This window comes from Chitinophaga sp. sic0106 (assembly GCF_019219075.1).
Taxonomy (GTDB): Bacteria; Bacteroidota; Bacteroidia; order Chitinophagales; family Chitinophagaceae; genus Chitinophaga.
The window spans coordinates 58,264-75,768 of the sequence record NZ_JAHUWJ010000005.1 but is presented as its reverse complement, the minus strand read 5'-3'; the positions used below and the strand labels follow the sequence as shown (position 1 = coordinate 75,768).

12 protein-coding genes are annotated in these 17,505 nt (G+C 49.9%); 3 read left to right on the top strand and 9 right to left on the bottom strand.

The window, feature by feature from the left end:
- Window positions 1-4 precede the first annotated feature (4 nt).
- From KW844_RS09320 to KW844_RS09310, 3 genes are all read left to right on the top strand, one after another.
- Window positions 5-907, top strand: coding sequence for an AraC family transcriptional regulator (locus tag KW844_RS09320; protein ID WP_218376454.1), 903 nt, complete (start codon window positions 5-7; stop codon window positions 905-907).
- 149 nt (window positions 908-1,056) lie between these two features.
- A complete protein-coding gene (locus KW844_RS09315) occupies window positions 1,057-1,824 on the top strand; it encodes an SDR family oxidoreductase (protein WP_370626490.1) in 768 nt (255 codons plus the stop codon).
- 83 nt (window positions 1,825-1,907) lie between these two features.
- Complete coding sequence (locus KW844_RS09310; protein ID WP_218376453.1) at window positions 1,908-2,351, top strand: hypothetical protein; 444 nt, start codon at window positions 1,908-1,910, stop codon at window positions 2,349-2,351.
- On the opposite strand, the gene KW844_RS09305 is transcribed toward KW844_RS09310, so the two are convergent.
- The 9 genes from KW844_RS09305 to KW844_RS09265 all read right to left on the bottom strand — a co-directional run bounded on the left by KW844_RS09305 (window position 2,348) and on the right by KW844_RS09265 (window position 17,484).
- Entirely contained in the window at window positions 2,348-3,457 is a 1,110-nt protein-coding gene (locus tag KW844_RS09305; RefSeq protein ID WP_218376452.1) for a calcium:proton antiporter, read from the bottom strand. The genes KW844_RS09310 and KW844_RS09305 overlap by 4 nt on opposite strands.
- A 326-nt stretch (window positions 3,458-3,783) precedes the next feature.
- The gene (locus KW844_RS09300; protein ID WP_218376451.1) at window positions 3,784-6,633 is read right to left on the bottom strand and encodes a M1 family aminopeptidase; all 2,850 of its coding nucleotides are present in this window, start codon (window positions 6,631-6,633) and stop codon (window positions 3,784-3,786) included.
- A gap of 61 nt (window positions 6,634-6,694) precedes the next feature.
- Entirely contained in the window at window positions 6,695-7,834 is a 1,140-nt protein-coding gene (locus KW844_RS09295; protein ID WP_218376450.1) for an AraC family transcriptional regulator, read from the bottom strand.
- A gap of 96 nt (window positions 7,835-7,930) precedes the next feature.
- Complete coding sequence (locus KW844_RS09290) at window positions 7,931-8,515, bottom strand: RNA polymerase sigma factor (protein ID WP_218376449.1); 585 nt, start codon at window positions 8,513-8,515, stop codon at window positions 7,931-7,933.
- A gap of 100 nt (window positions 8,516-8,615) precedes the next feature.
- Window positions 8,616-9,209: a collagen-like protein gene (locus tag KW844_RS09285; protein ID WP_218376448.1), complete on the bottom strand. Its 594-nt coding sequence runs from the start codon at window positions 9,207-9,209 to the stop codon at window positions 8,616-8,618.
- 60 nt (window positions 9,210-9,269) lie between these two features.
- Entirely contained in the window at window positions 9,270-10,298 is a 1,029-nt protein-coding gene (locus KW844_RS09280; RefSeq protein WP_218376447.1) for a type IX secretion system membrane protein PorP/SprF, read from the bottom strand.
- Window positions 10,299-10,322: 24 nt separating this feature from the next.
- Window positions 10,323-12,326 (bottom strand): OmpA family protein, encoded by a 2,004-nt coding sequence (locus tag KW844_RS09275; protein WP_255578321.1) that lies wholly within the window; start codon window positions 12,324-12,326, stop codon window positions 10,323-10,325.
- 16 nt (window positions 12,327-12,342) lie between these two features.
- Window positions 12,343-13,347, bottom strand: coding sequence for a PorP/SprF family type IX secretion system membrane protein (locus KW844_RS09270; protein WP_218376446.1), 1,005 nt, complete (start codon window positions 13,345-13,347; stop codon window positions 12,343-12,345).
- Window positions 13,348-13,371: 24 nt separating this feature from the next.
- The gene (locus tag KW844_RS09265; protein ID WP_255578320.1) at window positions 13,372-17,484 is read right to left on the bottom strand and encodes a PKD domain-containing protein; all 4,113 of its coding nucleotides are present in this window, start codon (window positions 17,482-17,484) and stop codon (window positions 13,372-13,374) included.
- Window positions 17,485-17,505: the final 21 nt, after the last annotated feature.

Here is a 17,505-nt window from a genome sequence, read left to right as displayed (position 1 = left end):
AGTTATGACCAGAACATCGCTGGAAGATTTTTACAGGGAAACCACGGGCAAAATGCCCGAAGGTGTAAATAAGGAGTTGGGGCATTTTAACGTGTTTAAGATAGCCGATACCGTAGCCAAATACAGGGATACCGGTGTGATGCCATACAACCGCCGTTCCTACTATAAAATCAGCATGATCAGCGGGCATAACCGCGCTGAATATGCGGACAAGGTGATTGAAATTGAAAAGAATGCCTTGTTGTTTGCCTCTCCGAAAATCCCTTATCATTATGTACCGCAGGACGAGCACCAGGCTGGCTATTTCTGCATTTTCACCGAAGAGTTCCTGGTACCTACCAAAAGCGGTGTGGTGCTGGACGAACTGCCTATTTTCAAATCCGGCGGGGTACCTGTTTTTAAGGTAAATGAGGCGGAAGCTGAAGAGATTACCGGCATATTTAAGAAGATGTACCGGGAGATTTCGTCTGACTATGCTTTTAAATATGACCTACTGCGCACCTACCTGATGGAGGTGATCCATTTTGGCCAGAAACTGCAGCCACTGGACACTACACAGCCTGTACATACTGCTGCCACGCGTATTTCCTCCCTGTTTATTGAGCTGCTTGAAAGACAGTTCCCTGTAGAACCACCACAGCAGCGGTTGCAATTACGGACGGCTAAAGACTTTGCGGACAGGCTGGCCGTGCATGTCAATCATCTCAACAAAGTATTAAAAGAGAACACCGGCAAAACAACCACCGAGCTGATTAGCAGCCGTATTGTACAGGAAGCCAAGATACTGCTGAAACAAACTAACCTTAGCATCTCTGAAATCGCCTATGGCCTTGGCTTTGAAGAGGTAGCCCATTTCTCGAATTTTTTCAGAAAGCAAACCAACATCTCCCCTGCCGGTTTCCGGTAACCAGCCATTATTTGAATTTTGCAAATGATAGATTGATTGCCGTAACGATGGCCGTTACGGAATGTATGACCTTTGTGTAGTCAATCAGGAAATAACCTCGTCACTGAACAAAGCAGTACTGATTAATCTTTTATAATCAAAAAATTCAAATGATGGCAACCAGTAACAAAATAGCACTCGTAACAGGCGGCAGCCGGGGCCTTGGAAAAAATATGGCGCTTGCGCTGGCCGGTAAAGGATTTAATGTTGTAATTACTTATCATAGTCGCAAAGACGAAGCCGATAAAGTAGTGGCGGAAATAGCGGCGGCAGGCAGCAAGGGCGCCGCTTTGCAACTCAATGCCGGCGACACCAAAACCTTTGATGGCTTCCTCGCCCAGTTGAAAACTACTTTGGAAGCAACCTTTGGTGTATCCACCTTTGATTTCCTGATCAATAACGCCGGCACGGGCCTGCACGCACCATTTGCCGCGGTAACAGAAGAGCAGTTTGATCAGCTGGTAAACCTCCACCTGAAAGGTGTATTCTTCTTAACGCAAAAGGCACTCACCACTATTAACGATGGTGGCCGTATCATCAATATTTCCTCCGGGCTGGCGCGCTTTTCATTGCCTGGCAGCAGCGCATATGCAACCATGAAAGGTGGTGTGGAAGTACTGACCCGCTATATGGCCAAGGAACTGGGCGCTCGCGGTATTACCGCTAATGTAGTGGCGCCGGGCGCTATTGCTACAGACTTCAACGGAGGCCAGGTGCGGGATAATCCCGGACTGAACTCGCAAATAGCCGCTAATACTGCGTTAGGCCGTGTAGGCGTGCCGGATGATATCGGTGGTGTGGTAGCTTTCCTGTGTACCGAAGAGGCACGCTGGATTACCGCCCAACGGATTGAGGCTTCCGGTGGTATGTTCTTTTAGTTGGTAATGATTACACTCCAGTGTAACTTTTGCTATACCCGTCCGTTTTAACAGGCAAACTCCCAAACCAAAATCTTGCTATTATGCGTACTGTTAAAACTATCTTGTTACTAAACGTATTGCTATTCACGGCTTTCGGCTGTAAGAAATATGAAAAGCCGCAGCCGGAAATTATTACCTGTATCAGTTTCGGTGTTTCCTGTGTGGCGGTGAAATATGTTGGCAAAAGTTGCCAGGATGTGATCCAGTTTGTAGACCCCGGGATGCAAGCCGGTTTTAAAAACTATACGGACACCATCAATAATGCTTTTTTTGGCGAACCTTTAAATCCACGGGCCATCCCGCATACCATAGGTGTAGCTGAACTACCTGATTCGGTAAAAGATGGCAACGTATTTTACATGACGCTGAGTGGAATTGACTCTTCCTCTTATCACCCCGCCAATTGTTTCAGCAATACATTTATTTTAAAGTATGCTACGCTCAGCAAAACACCTTGCGCCCCAGGTACAGAAATTAAATATTAAGGCACAATGGTGATAAACAGGTAGGTAGCCAGTATCACCAGCTGTACAATTCCCTGTAGTACATTGGTACGGCCTGCGCCAAAGGAAATATTGATGGTAAATAGTGACAGCAACATCAGCAAAGTGGATTTACTGTCGATACCCAATGTTACTTCAAAATCCATGATGTAACATACGATGGCAACTGCCGGAATAGTGAGTCCTATACTTGCCAGGGCAGAGCCCAGCGCCAGGTTCAGGCTTGTTTGCAGGCGATTCCTGGAGGCGTTGCGGATAGCGGCCAGTCCTTCCGGCAACAGGATCACCGCCGCAATGATGATACCTACCAGGCTCTTAGGCGCCCCTAAATCCACTACAATACCTTCAATAGTAGGCGACAATTTCTTTGAGAGCAATACCACCACTACCAGGGAGGCTACCAGCAGCAACAGGCTGCAAACGGTAGTACCCGCGGATGGTGGGGATGCATGAGCATCTTCGTCGCCTTTGGCGGCATCTTCCGGTAAAAAATAATCCCGGTGCAAACCCGTTTGCACCGCCACAAATCCCCCATATAACACGAGGGAAATAATGGCTACAAATATCAGCTGACTACTGGAATATACCGGCCCTGCCGAGGTAGTCGTATAGTTAGGCAACACCAATGTCAATACGGATATAGCCGTTAGCGTAGTCAGCGCGGCGCTTACCCCTTGCTTGATGTACGCCTGTTCCTTGTATTTGTAGCCTCCTATCAGTAAGGATAACCCGATGATGCCGGTCAGGATCAGCATGATCGCTGCAAATACCGTATCCCTGGCTAATGTAGCGCCACCCGCACTTTTTGACAGCATCATAGAAACAATCAGCGACACCTCAATCACCGTAATGGCCAACGCCAGTATCAGCGTACCAAAAGGCTCTCCTACCTTATGTGCCACCACTTCGGCATGATGCACCGCCGCCAGCACCGTGGCTATCAACGATGCGCCCATGATCACGGCAAACAAACCAGACTTATACTGCGCCGCCAGGGCTAATATAATCAGCCCTACTATCGGACAGATGATCGACCACAATGGCAACGCAATTTTCCAACGTTTATATAAAAAATGATTGTACTCCATGCGGGTAAAATATGAATTATCACCTAAAGGGACATTAAAACGAAATTAGAAACACTACACTACGGGAATTGTATAGCAACATGCACAATCTGTACATTCGCTGTAATCCACGCCTGATATACCTTTACATCCGGACTTTTATCCATCAGTATCAATCCCGGGAAACAAAACAAAATATTACCCGCAGGGGTTCAAAGTGAGGCAAAGCATTTTTACACTGCGGGAATTAAACGCACCATCACCAGGTAATCATAACTATGGAGCGTTATCCGGAACCTGTTTATGACCCCAAATGAGGATGCATCAAAATTTTAATTGATGCATCCTCAATTTTTATTTACCGTTATGTAAAAATTCTGCTCATCCACTGCAAAATCTGCAGCCTGCACATTTTTCAACGTAGTCTCCTTCCAATTGGAGCCCGGATACAGCCACCCCGCAGGCGCTTCATTCACCAGGTATTTTACCGGCATATCAAAACCTGCTACATCGGCTACCCAACGGTACCTCACCTGCAATCCACCGCTGGTAGGCTTCAGTGCATATTCTAATCGAGGTATAGCTGTATGCCGCAGATACTGATCAAAAAATGGCTTTAAATTCTTTTTTGTCTGGTGAGATATAAATGCCTCCAGGGAATCGGAACTAACCGTCTTATAACGATATTCCTGCTGAATAGCGCGAAGCAAGGCAAACCAGGTGCTGTCGGCGGGAAGCAACTGCCGGAGGGTATGCAATACCAGGCTCGCTTTAGCATACATATCTGCTATTTCATAGTGGATATGATTCACGTTGTATACGCCAATGATGGATTCTCTGTTCCGCACTTCTCCCCGGCTCTCCGCCACCATTGCGCTGGCTACCTCTTTTCCAAACAGCGCTTCCGTCATCAGTACTTCGGCATAGGTGGCAAAGCCTTCGTGTATCCACATATCAGCGATATCTTTGGAAGTAATGGCGTTTCCCCACCATTCATGGGCGGACTCATGCCAGATAATCGACGGCAGCATCAGCAGGCTGGTATCGCTGAGAATTTTACCGAAACATACGCTGCTCTGATGTTCCATTGGGTAAGGGCTTTCCACCAGTTTAAACCCATCCCTGGGAAAGGGATAAGGACCAAAGTCTCTTTCAAAAGTCGCCAGCATCTGCTTTACCTCCGGAAATAGCTTCCGGGCGCGGTCCAGGTGTGCCGGCAGTACATAATAATCCAGCAGCAGTGTATCGCCGCTACTGCTGAGGTATTTATCCGTAAAGTGGCTGTACTTACCAATGCAGAAGGATACATTGTAATTATTTATCGGATAGGACACCCGCCATTCATAGCGGGTAGCACTATCACCAATAGTAGTGCTGCCCAGCAGTTGTCCGTTGGATACCTCCATATAGCCGGCGGGTACGGTTACGGCTATACGCATACTGTCGGGCTCGTCCGACTGATGGTCCTTATTAGGCCACCAGAGGCTCGCCCCTGATCCCTGGCAAACCATCTGCGTCCAGGGATTGCCGGCAGGGTCTTTATCATAGAGGATACCGCCATACATGGCGAGTCGGGCGTCCCCTTCCTGCGGCTGCCCCTGGTACACGATTGTAACAGCAGCAATACCGCTGGTTAGTGTATCCGGCAGCGTGATAAACACCGCATCGTATTCCCGTGTGTAAGGCACCGGCTTACCGTGGTACAGTACACTGTCAATCTTCATATTCGCATATAAGTCTACCTGAAACCTGTTAAAGGGCGTTATCACCTTAAACTGTATATCATTACGGCCACGGATATATTTTTTTTCGGGAGATACTATTACATCCAGGTTGTAAAAGGTAACGTCATAGCAGGTACGAAGCGGGGTAAGCAGCCCCCGGAGGGTATCTCTGCGGGTAAACCCGTTTTCCCGGTTGGATAATCGTACAGGCGGCACCGTGTCCACTATCTTTTTTACCGTGGTGCGCATCACTGAATCGGGGATATCAGGCAGGAGGATATTGAAATTTTCCCAGAAAGCGGTATCATACCGTTGTGGTATCAACTGCCCCACGGCGGCAGATTTACTGGCGATGCCGGCCTCAAATGGCTTTACACTATCGGTGGAAATACCTGTTACCTGTAATAGGAAATCACCCCGCCACGGCACATCATGCACGTTGCGGCTGCGACTATTCACCGTCAGCTCCCAGTGGCGGTGTACCTGATCGAGGTACCATTTGCCTTTGTAGGGCTTGTACTGTATGGAGGTAATGGCATCCTGGAATTGCAGGCTGGCCTTCATCAGTCGCGACATCACCGTATACGCCACACCGCCCATCCCGTGTTTATTGATCCAGTTGGCTCCTTCCGGTGTGAGGGACCATACCACTTTCACAATGGCGAGGGAGGAATCTTCCAGGTAAACGGTTCCTTTGGTAAGGGCCTTTTTATGGGGCTTCCGGGGTAGGTAGTCAATGATGAGCAGGCGCCTGTCCCCTTCCATTATAGCCTCGCGGTAAACGAATTTGTAGAGATAGAAATTATCGGGGTTGATAAAAGACCGCGGGGCATCCAGTCCTTTCTGCACATCTTCTGCCAGGGAACTATAAGCCGTATTGGTGATATTACTGATCCAGTTGTAAAACCTGGGATCATCTCTTGGCCGCGTTTGATGTTTACGGCCTTTTACGAGCCTGATCTGGTCCTGCTGACCCGTTTGCTGGAATACCTTAAAGATATCGAGTACGGATTCACTGTAGTTGAGTGTATCCTCCTGCAAGCGGATGTCTTCCCGGTAAAAAGCGCTGAGGCGTAACCTTGCCGTATCGTAATTCGCTGTTATCCGGGCCACGGCCTTTTCCATCAGCGCCTGCCCGTTCGGGCTGCTAATGGTCACTGTCGCCAGTTCCAGTGTGGCGGTTTCCAGGTAGATATCGAGGTGCCGGTCATCCGGTGGAATGGGTATGACCTTACGGCGATAGCCCATGGAGGTGATCACCAGAGAATCAGGACCGGCCACCTTTAACAGGAAGTCGCCATGGGCATTGGCCGCGGTGCGACTACTCCCCTGCTGCACCTGCACCGAGGCATAGGGCAACGGCGTTCCATGCTGTGCGTCGAGGATTTTCCCGGAAATGATCCGGTAGGTGGACTGACTAAAAGCCAACAAACTGCAAAGGGTTCCTAACAGGGCCAGGCTAAAAAATCGCATACTTTTTTTAAGTGTAAATAAATGATTATGCGGACGTGCACCTACTCAAATCCGGATTTGATCACTCCTTATTTCCTTTACCGTGGCCTGTTGCCGCAATCTGACGCAAATATTCGGTGGGGCTGCTGCCGGTTTGTTGTTTAAATGCCCGCTGAAAAGTAGCCTGTGAATTAAAGCCGGATTCGAAGGCCACCCCCATCAGGGTCATATGCTCAAATCCGGGTTGTTGTACTTTCTGTTGGAAGTCCGCAATGCGGTAACCATTCACAAACTCATTAAAGCTTTTGTTGGCATGCTGGTTTAATACCAGGGAGATGGTTTTGGCTGCTATGCCGGTATGTTTCGATAACAAGGAAAGATTAAGTTCCGGCTGCAGGTAGAGCTTCTCTTCTTCCATAGCTTTTTGAAGTTGCGCCACTACAGTATCTGAATTGGCTGGAGGAACCACCTTCACGGCTGCACGCACTTCTTCCGGTTTAGGTGGGGCCAATAATCCTTTAATGCCCAGTGTGTAAATGAGGGCTACCAGCGGTATATATACAGGTGCCCAGCCTACAAGGTCCAGCAGTTGGTTGGAGAGAGATGGTATTACATAAGGCACCAGGTAAATAAACCAGATCGTCTGAAAGCCCAGGAAGATCAGTAAAAAGGTGCGCAGCCACTGGCTGTATGGGCCTGTGTTTCTATACTGCCGCAGGTAGCGGTAAGCGATCCCCAGGTAAATGGTTACGGACATCCAGCGCGGAATATCTGCGTATTGGTTGTAGGTATCTATAAAAATCCCCCAGGGTTCGGGGCGGTTAGGCAGGAGGCCCAGCAATACGCCACTGAAAAATATAATGGCTGCCAGCTGTCCGCCTACATCTATGATTACAGGAGCAAAATGCCAGCGCCGCCGCTTTGTAAGCCGGAAACCAGGTTGCAGGGAGGCCACTACATAAAAGTACAGCAAAGGCCCCACCGGCATCACCAGCACGCCCGGCACTATGGCGCAGAGTACATTGATGATCACCGCAATATCGAATATGGGCAGTTCATTGATCAGCAGGTTAAAGCAGGCCAGTGTAAAAATAGCCATTGTCCACGCCAGGTAGCGATTGGCGGGGCGCTTGCGGGCAGCAACAAACAGGAGTATCGTCAATATGACTCCCTGCAATACCCCCATTAGCAGGATCGTGTGGAATATACCTTTCCAGGTCATAGCATTATCTGAACAGTATCTTAAAAAAATACCGGAATGGCAACCATTCCGGTAACGAATATACTAAGATATTGTTGCTTCAGATACTTGTTCTCTTTAGCACATCGCTGTTTCCGATGCGGCCATCTGCCGCCTTAAATTCATCAGTGCATAACGCACACGCCCCAACGCGGTATTAATACTGATCCCTACTGTCTGCGCCATCTCCCGGTAATTCAGCCCGGCGTAATACCGCAGGATCAGGGCTTCCCGCTGTGCCGCCGGCAGGCGGTCCAGCATATCCTCTATTTCGCGGTAGCGCTCACCGGTAATCAACCGCTGCTCCGGACTAAAGTCCATGTAATGCATGCTGTCGCCAATGGCATCATTGAAGCTGGTCATCACATTATGCCGCGTTTCCGCTTTGCGGAAATGACTGATACAAAAATTATGGGCGATACGCACCACCCACGGACAAAAACGGTTATTATCCGTATACTGTCCCGATTTCAGGGCATTGATGATCTTTATAAAAACCTCCTGGAAAAAATCCTCTGCCAGGGCTTTGTCTCTCACCAGCAATACTATGGTTGTAAAAATCCGATCCTTATGTCTGTGCACCAATGCTGTAAAGGCTGGGTTGTCGCCTGCTAGATACAATCGGACTAACTCCTGATCCGAAAGATGGTTATACTTCTGCATACACATATTATCATACGATGAATGAATAGATTTTACCTTGAGGGAAATGATGGGTCCCTCTGGAAAGAGGGACTGCCGTTTCTAAGATGTTATTTGTTGTTTAGTCCACAAGATTGAGATAAGCCTTTACCGCCTCGTAGTTATTCCAGTCAATCACGCTGCGAGCTGCCACACCACCAGGAATAAGGATATAACGGTATTGCTGGTATTTGGTGCCATTTACGGACACAGTACCAATACGCACATTTGACTGCAGGATAATACCGCCTGGCACCAGCAAATTGAATAAAGAGAAACTACCGTAGAATGGTAATGCCAGTACCTGCGGGCTGGCAGGTGTATTCATATTGATGTATACTTTTACATCTGACTTACCGATCATATCAGCAGTAAGTTTAGCTACTGCTATCTGGCCATACCAGCCAACGGTATCAATTACACCACCCGGATACTGCACGGTATCTGCTGCAAATGGCACATCCAGCCATGCAGAATAAATCACATTGGCTACGCCGGTATCTCCTTTGGCACCAGTGTCGCCTTTAGGACCAGCAGGCCCCTGTGTTCCATTCGTACCAGCCGGGCCTTGTGCCCCGGCTGGTCCCGGCTCACCATCCTTGCTACAGGATACCATGAACATTACTACTGCGGACAGGATCAGTGCATAGGGCACAAAGCTTCTTAACTTTTTCATAATTGTGTTTTGTTTTTTGTGTTTAGTTGTTAGTGATTATTTGGCTGATTGAATTTTATTTTACCATACGTTTCGCGGACAGGTATCACCATAGCGGTTCCCCAGTAATATGCCAATCATAATTTCATGCGATCCCTTGCTCACTACATTCAGCGAAGAGGCGGCGTAGTCATAGGAATAACCAATATTGACCAGCGAACTGATGTTGACACCGAACATCCCGGCCACCCCATCATTAATACGATAGGATGCTCCGAACCAGAAGCGGTCGCGGTACATAAACCGGGCATTCACATCAAAGCTGATGGGCGCCGCCGTGATCATCTTCATCATCACGCTGGGCATTACATTCAGATCGTCGTTTAGCCATAAACGGTAGCCGGTGGTGAAAAAAAGGTGGGGTATCAGTTTACCCTGGTAAACTGAATCGCCCACCAGTTTGCCGTTATCGAAACCTAATTTCTGCGGAACTATATTTTGCGCGGAAGCGCCGATGAAGAAATCGGCCGAATACAGCCACAAGCCCAGACTCACATCCGGACGCCAGCGGTTCAGGATCCCGCCGGAGCCCATGGTGGGATCGTTGGGATCATAGAATTCCACTTTGCGCGTATCCAGCGAAACCTGTTGCATACCTAAACCTATACCAGCGCTGAGACTGGTGCGGGGCGATAAATTCACATGGTGCGCATATGCCCCTGTGATTGAAAAGCGGTTTATCGGGCCAGCCTTATCATTTAAGATCGTAAGACCCATACCCGCATGCGGCGGTGGTGTGGTGTAGTCCTGCCAATACCCCTTCCCTCTCGGGTTATCCCCTTCCGGGTTAAAGCCGGTAGGTGAGGCCTCTGCATAGTCGGATTTTTGCAGTGGCCCATGGAGGGTAAGGTAGGTGGTCACCGGTGCGCCGTTGATGCCCGTCCACTGGTGCCGGTGGCTCAGCCGCAGGTCCCAGTAGTTTTCAATGCCGGCTACCGCCGGATTGATGATGAACGGGTTCATAACATACTGGGTATAATGTGGCAACTGTTGCCCGTAACCAACATGCAGCCCTAATATCAGCAAGCCTGTAAACACAATTCTTTTCATGTCACTAAATTTTTAGGTAAACGGTTATTGCTTGAGGATCGAGAAGGTCGTTCTCCTGTTGAGGGCGCGGCCTTCCGGATTATCGCTGCCATCAGGCAGGGTGTTTGGCGCTACCGGCAGGGAAGCTCCAAAGCCTTTCCAGCTCAGGCGCGCTTTATCAATACCTTTGCTGATCAGGTAGTCCACCACGCTTTTAGCGCGGGCTTCCGACAGCTTCCTGTTATGTTTCTCCGACCCTTTACTATCCGTATGTGCCCCCAGTTCTATCTCCATAGTCGGGTGCTCGTTTAACATACTTACCAGTTTGTCAAGAGATGTAAATGATTCGGATTTAAGGGTGGCCTGGTCAAAATCATAGTACACGTCTGTTAGAGTGACCGGCGCCGGCGGCGTCACCACCGGAGTGATACAGATGGCCGGTGTGGCCAGTGATTCTGCATCCAGGTCTTCGGGTGCATTTACCTGCCCCGATCCGTTCGTATAGCCGGCGGCGTTAGCATCTACCTGTAAACTGGTATACTCCGGAATACTATAAGCATAAGTACCATCGCTACCAGTAGTGAGCGTTGCCACCACCGTGTTGCTGGCAGGGTCTTTCACCACCACTGTAGCACCGGCTACCGGTGTACCACCTTCGCAGGAAACAACAGTACCACTGAGCTGCCGCGGTGCGCGGTCCTTATGCAGGAAAAATAATTCCAGGCAGCAGGAGGCGTCCCTGTCGGAGCCCAGCAGCACATCATCGAGGAGATTGCGGTTGTTACTGCGACTACCGAAGTAGATATCATCTTTCACGGAATTCACGGGAGCACCCATGTTTACGGGTGTTTTCCAGTTGCCTACCGTACCGCGACTACTAAAGAAATCATATCCCCCCATGCCGGTGCGGCCATCGGCGGAAAATACGAGGGTACCGGTGGTGGCATGATAGAAGGGCGCCTGCTCGTTGCCGGCGGTATTGATTACTTCCCCAAGGTTGCTGACAGTGGTCGGCAACCCGCTACCATCCAGGCTGGCAGCCCAAAGGTCAAATCCCCCGCTGCCGCCGGTGCGGTCGCTTGCGAACAGCAGGTACTTACCATCTGCCGTTACAAACGGTTGTTGGGTATTGGCGCCTGCGAGGTTTACTACTTCCGGTAATGCTACCGGAGCGGTCCAGCTGTCGCCGCTTTTGCGGGAGAGCCATATGCTTGCGATCTTTTTGCCATGCTCAATATTCCAGCGGGTGAAGTAGAGCGCCTGCCCGTCGGGGGATACGCTACCACTGCCCTGATGTACGCCTGCCGGCTGTTCCAGCCCAAGGAGGTGAATATTGGCTGCGTTGCCGGCTTCATAATCCGCTGTGTAAAGTCGATTGATAAAACCGTGATCATCGCTGGCATTATCCGGTCGGGTGGACGTAAACACCAATGTGTTGGGGCCCAGCCACAGTGGTGCGTAACTGGCGCCAGTGGCGTTTAAGCCCGTTGGTGCCTTTGTTATTTTATAGAGATGTAAATCTTTTTTTGACAGCTCCTTCGTGATAAAACCGAGGTTCGCGATTTCACGTTCGGTTGCGGTCGTGTACTCATCCTGCGCGGTATAAGCGGCAGCAAACTGACGGAACACTTGTCCTGCCAGCTCGTATTTACCAAGTGCGCGTAAGGACACAGCATAGTAATATGCCGCCAGCGGATACGCTGCCTGGTTACTTTCCATTACGCTGGCGTAATACGGTGCAGCCTTTTCGTAATCATGCAGCAGCCGGTAACTTTCTGCCAGTTTGTAGGTAGCCTCCTGTTCGTTACTGACAGTGGGCTTGGCCTTATGATCAGCTGATACGGAAGTAGCCACATATGGCTTATAGGATTCCTGTCTTACGGATTTCCCTTTGGCTACCAGGTATTTTTCGTAGTAGGTAGCTGCGGAGTTATAATCATTCTTCTTATAGTAATCATCTGCCGCGCGCAGGTAGTTATAGGCCAGTTGCGCCTGGGCAGCCATGGCCATTAACAGCGTGGCGGCAGTGGTAAATATTAATTTCTTCATGATGGTGTTTTTGTGATTACAATCTTGGACAAACGAAGTCCACACCAGGTGTTTTCACCTTTTTTCTGCCGATGAAAGTGATGGAGATTTCAAAGCTGTTGCTACCCCGGTACATTTTCGACAGGTCGGAGGTGGTGATATCGTAGCTGATGCCCATCATCATGTTTTTATAGAGGAAACCGGCGTGGGTGGTAAACGCATCTTCAAAGCGGTAGTTGAGTCCCAGCATCACATCTGCATCCAGCGCTACGTTGTATTGTCCGTATGCGCCGATCATTTTTTCAGAAGCAGTCCCCTGTTTCAGGTACAGCACGTTCGGCGTTAGGGAAAAACGATCATCTATATTGAGTTTTACGCCGGCATGTGCGGTAACGCGCATGGGTATACGCGCATCGCCGGTGGCGCTGAACTGGTCGGTAGGCCTGGTGAGGTGCATCACTGAAAAACCGCCGTAGATGTTGTATTTTTTGCCGGGGGTGCCATCGAAATAAAGGGCGCCTGCGCCTGCATCAAAGCTGCCGGCAGAGGTACGGGTAAACCCGTCGGTATGCGGATTGGATGGATTATAACCGGTAACCGGATTCCATTGCTCACCAAAAGTGAACCTGGCAGGATCGAAGCGGCGCTGCATAAACCCTATCTGCAAACCGAAGGTAAGGTTGTGATAGTGGCTGGCATCCAGCTTTACGCCGGTATAAGCCGCGCTGAGGTAGCCGGTGGTGTAGTTATAACCAGCATCGCCGGCAGCCTGGTTCAGCACACTGGCACCGAAGTTTATATTTTTTGCGGTAGGCACTTCCGCAGCAATGCCATATGTTTTGAAGGGACTGATATTACCCCACTGGGAGCGGTATACAGCCGCCACGCGGTAGTCGCCATCAAAGGCTCCGGTAAGCGCCGGGTTTAACCACGACGGATACACGTAGTATTGCGAAAAGTGCGGGTCTGTTTGTGCCATCAGCCGCGGGGCAGCGAGGATGGTCAACAGCGTCAGGAACAATGCAACAAAATTCTTTCTCATTGCGCAGTATTTATAGTGTTAGTGTTATTTCAAAATCGCTACATAGCCTGTCAGTGGCTGGAATCCATTCTTCAGTTTAATCACGTAGTAGTAAGTACCTACCGGCAGCACGCCTCCTTTGGCCGAGCCATCCCATGGGGTACCATACCCTGCACTGTGAAATACTTTTGCGCCGTAGCGGTTAAATACTTCTACGGTAGCACCGGGGTAGTCCTCCAGGTTTTTGATGAACCAGGTATCATTGATACCATCACCATTGGGTGAAAATGCCGTTGGCGGGATCACTGGTTTCAGCACTTTTACCGTCAGCTTATCGCTGGCCATACAGTTGTGTTTACCGATGGCGGTGAGGGTATACTCTCCGTCTTTCATGGCGGTGAGTTGTGGTGCAAACACGGTGGTATTCGGGAAGTCGCCTTCCGGTGTCCATCTGAACTGCAGGTTCACGGAGTCATTGGCCACAGGCCGGAACTGTACCAGCGTGCCTTGCGGCACCACGAAGGACGGACCGGCGTCGATCACAGGTTGCAGGTAAACCATCACGGTACTGTTAAAGGCCGCGGAGGTACAGCCGGCGGCGTTTTCTACGGTCAGCTGCACACCGTATTCACCCGGTTCGGTGAATTTCTTCTGCGGGTTGCGATCCGATGATGTGGAGCCGTCGCCAAACTGCCAGGCCCATTTGGTGATGGTGCTGGTAGCATCAGTGCTCTCATCCGTGAATTCATTCTCCATGCCCTGGCACAGCGTGTCAGGTGTTACACGGTACGAGGCCACCGGTTGATCAAAGAAATTATTGAACGGCTGAACGGCCGTATTGGCGCAGCCTGCGGCGGAGGTAGCGGTAAGGCTCACCGTAACCGGGGCGGCATTTTGGTAGTGATAAACAGGGTCCTTGTCGGACGAGGTGCCACCAGCTTCCCCGAAGTTCCAGCTATAGCTGAGGCTTTGGGTACCTTTGAGGGTGGTGGTATTGGTGAAGGCGGCTATCCCTTCCGGCATACATACTTTTGCCGGCACGGTGAAACCTGCTAACGGTAACGGATGTACGATTACATTTTGCATAACGGTATCGCTTACACAGCCGTACTGACTCAGCGTAGCCAGGGAAACTTTCCAGGTGCTGTCCGTCGGGTACGTATAGGCAAATACGTTAGCATTGTTAGCGGTGGTTTGCGTGTTATCTCCAAAGTCCCAAGCGTAGGTAACCACATCCGGATTGGCTTGCGGCGTAATAGTCACCGGTTCACCCAGGCATACGTCCGTAGCAGCAAAAGCAGCGGCAGGCTTAGGGTTTACGGTGAGTACGGTGGAGATGCTGTCGGAGCAGCCATCAGCGGTATTGAATATATACCATACCGTGCGCTGGCCTGCGGAGGCAACATTGGGCAGCAGGTTGCCGGCGCTGTCCACCCCGGGGCCGCGGTAGAAGCCTTGTCCGGCAACACCGTTCAGCACGGCGCCTTTATCTACCTTCACACCGGTGAGGGTGTTTTCACAAACGGCAGGCAATGCTGCAAAACTCAGCCTAGGCTTGAATTTAAAAACAGCGGTGAGCACAGAATCTTTCGTACAGCCTTTATCGGTAGTAACGGAATATTTGATGGTGTAGGTACCTCCTGTGTTGTAAGTATGCGTGGGCGACTGTATAGTGGCCGTATTAGGATTTGCCGGTGTAGCGCCTGCATCTCCAAAATCCCAGGTATGCGTGGTAACAGGGCTATTGTCTGCCACGGTAGGCGCGCCGGTGAACTGTACGATACCATCCGCTGCAATACAATCCTGTGGTGAGGTGAAGGCTGCTAACGGATTCGCGTACACGTTGACAGGTAATGTAACGGTATCACTCACACATTTCTCTGAAACTTTTACCACGTGTTTTACTGTAACAGCACCATACTGAGGAAACGCGGCTGTTTGCGGAGTGCCGCTACTGTCTCTCTTAACAATATTAGCCCCATAATCATAATACCACTCTCCTATGGGCGCAGGACCGCCAAAGGTGGACTGATCGGTAAAGGTCACCTGCCCGCCGGCACAGAGTGAGGCGATATCGCTGGTAAATGCAGCGGTAGGTACCGGGAACGACTGTACGCTGAAGGTAGTATCAGCCAGGCAGCCATCGGCAGTGATAGCGGTGAGCTTCACGACAGTAGCACCTGGTGCAATGAGTTTACGCACCGTTTGGCCACTGTCTTTTTCGTTGGCCGGGAAATCCCAGTACCAACGGTATTTTTTCGCATCTGCTGCAGTGGTATCTCCCCGGAAAAAAACAGAATCTTTGGTACAACCTGTATAATCAACGGTGAGCTTCTTTAGCGGCATATCCTTCACCGTGATGGTGTAACCTACCTGTTCGGTATTGTTACAGTTCTCGATTTTAGGATGGGTAGTCATCACGATGATATCATAATCCCCTTTGGCATTGAACTGATAAGTACCCGGGAGCGAATATTTATAGTACGGAATACCTTTTACCATCACCATGCCTTTGGAAACGGGGCTGGTAACGGTAATATCAGCGGCAGGCGTCATTACGCCGGCCAGGTTGCTGAGTTTCCACACCATTTTAGTTGGCTCATAAGCCATGAGGATGGATAATTCTACGGGCGTATTTGTACAGGTAAAATCATTCGATGGTTTGTTTATATCGTATTCGTTATGTATTTCGCCAATGGCGTTCAGGTTGTTTACCAGTGTACCCGCGTTATAGGCGTAGCTTTCCGCACTACCCAGGCCATATACGGTACCTACAAAGGCGGAATCGCTGGAGGCGATGGACTGGCCTACCGTACGGCCCCAACGTTTTATCACGATGGAATAGCCTGGCATATTCGGATGGGCGTAAACGTGATCAAAGGTATTGCTCCCGTCGATCCGCAGAGATGGTATACCACCCGTCGGAATGATGAGCGTGAGGTAGTTCACGGAAATACTTTCCATGGTATTGCGGTAGAAGCCTACGTATTTGATAGCCTGTTCAATGGGACTGATGTACACCATTTCCGGATCACCAAGGCCACTGTTTCCGCAGGCACCGGAAGAACTCATGTATTGCGCCACCAACACCGGTTTATCAGATTCTATATAATCGCCTGTATTGCTGGTGTATTCGTAAAAGGAATTACGTTGCAGTCCTGTTAAGGCCACACCATTTCTTTTCACCACGGTAGTGGGGTCTTTTACCACTACCCGGTACAGGTTAGTCATTTTGCCTGCGGCATTATTATCGGGAGAATTAGGAGCGGTGAGATAGCGTTTGCCCCAGGTTTCGTAGCCGAAGATCTGCTGGATGATGTTATCACCACTGCCACTTCCATTCAGCGTACAGCTGATAGCGGTGCGGCTGCTGCCGGAGAATACCGCTACGGGATAACATTCCCCGCTGGAATTGGCCACTGTTTTTACAGTAGTACCGGTTAATTCATTTCCTATACTTCCGCTGGTAATACGGCCTACTACCTGGTAGATTTCACCTTTATTCAGTGTAACGGTAAACGGTACACCTGCGGGGCGGTCGTTTCTTGTAAGTACCGAAGGGGTAATTTCAACAACGGTATTATTTTCCTTAGCGATTACAAACATGTAGGAGAAGCAGTTGGTACCATAGTTCTGCATGCTATTACAGGAAATATAGGAGTAGCCCCAGGTTTCCACGGGCATGAGCATAGTGGCGCCGGAAGAAGTACTGCCGTAGATATGTGCGTATGCTACAATGGGCACATTGCTGACGATGTGAATGGCTTTTTGTGCGAAAACGCCTTCTCCACCAGTACCACCAAACAATGGCGGGGGTGAATACAAACGTACATCGTTGGTACCGCTTTTCTGAATCAGGTCAGTGGCGATAACGGCGCCTGCAGGGATGTTATAGGTTTTAGAATAAGTGGGGCCATAAGATACGGTGACGGTGGCTGCCTGTTCGGCACTGAGGTACAGCACCATTTCCTGGCTGTTGTTCTGCCCGGGTTCCATAAACTGGTGAAGTCCGTAGCCAACCCAGAATTCCTTTCCTTTGTTGGACCGGTTCTGGGCTGAGCTTTTAATGGCCACGAACTGCAACACTAACAGCGTAAACACCAGCCAGTAGCAGCGGGGGCTGCCAAGCGGGTTGAATATGTTGATCATCTGTTTCATGTTATTGGGTTAAAGCTGCGA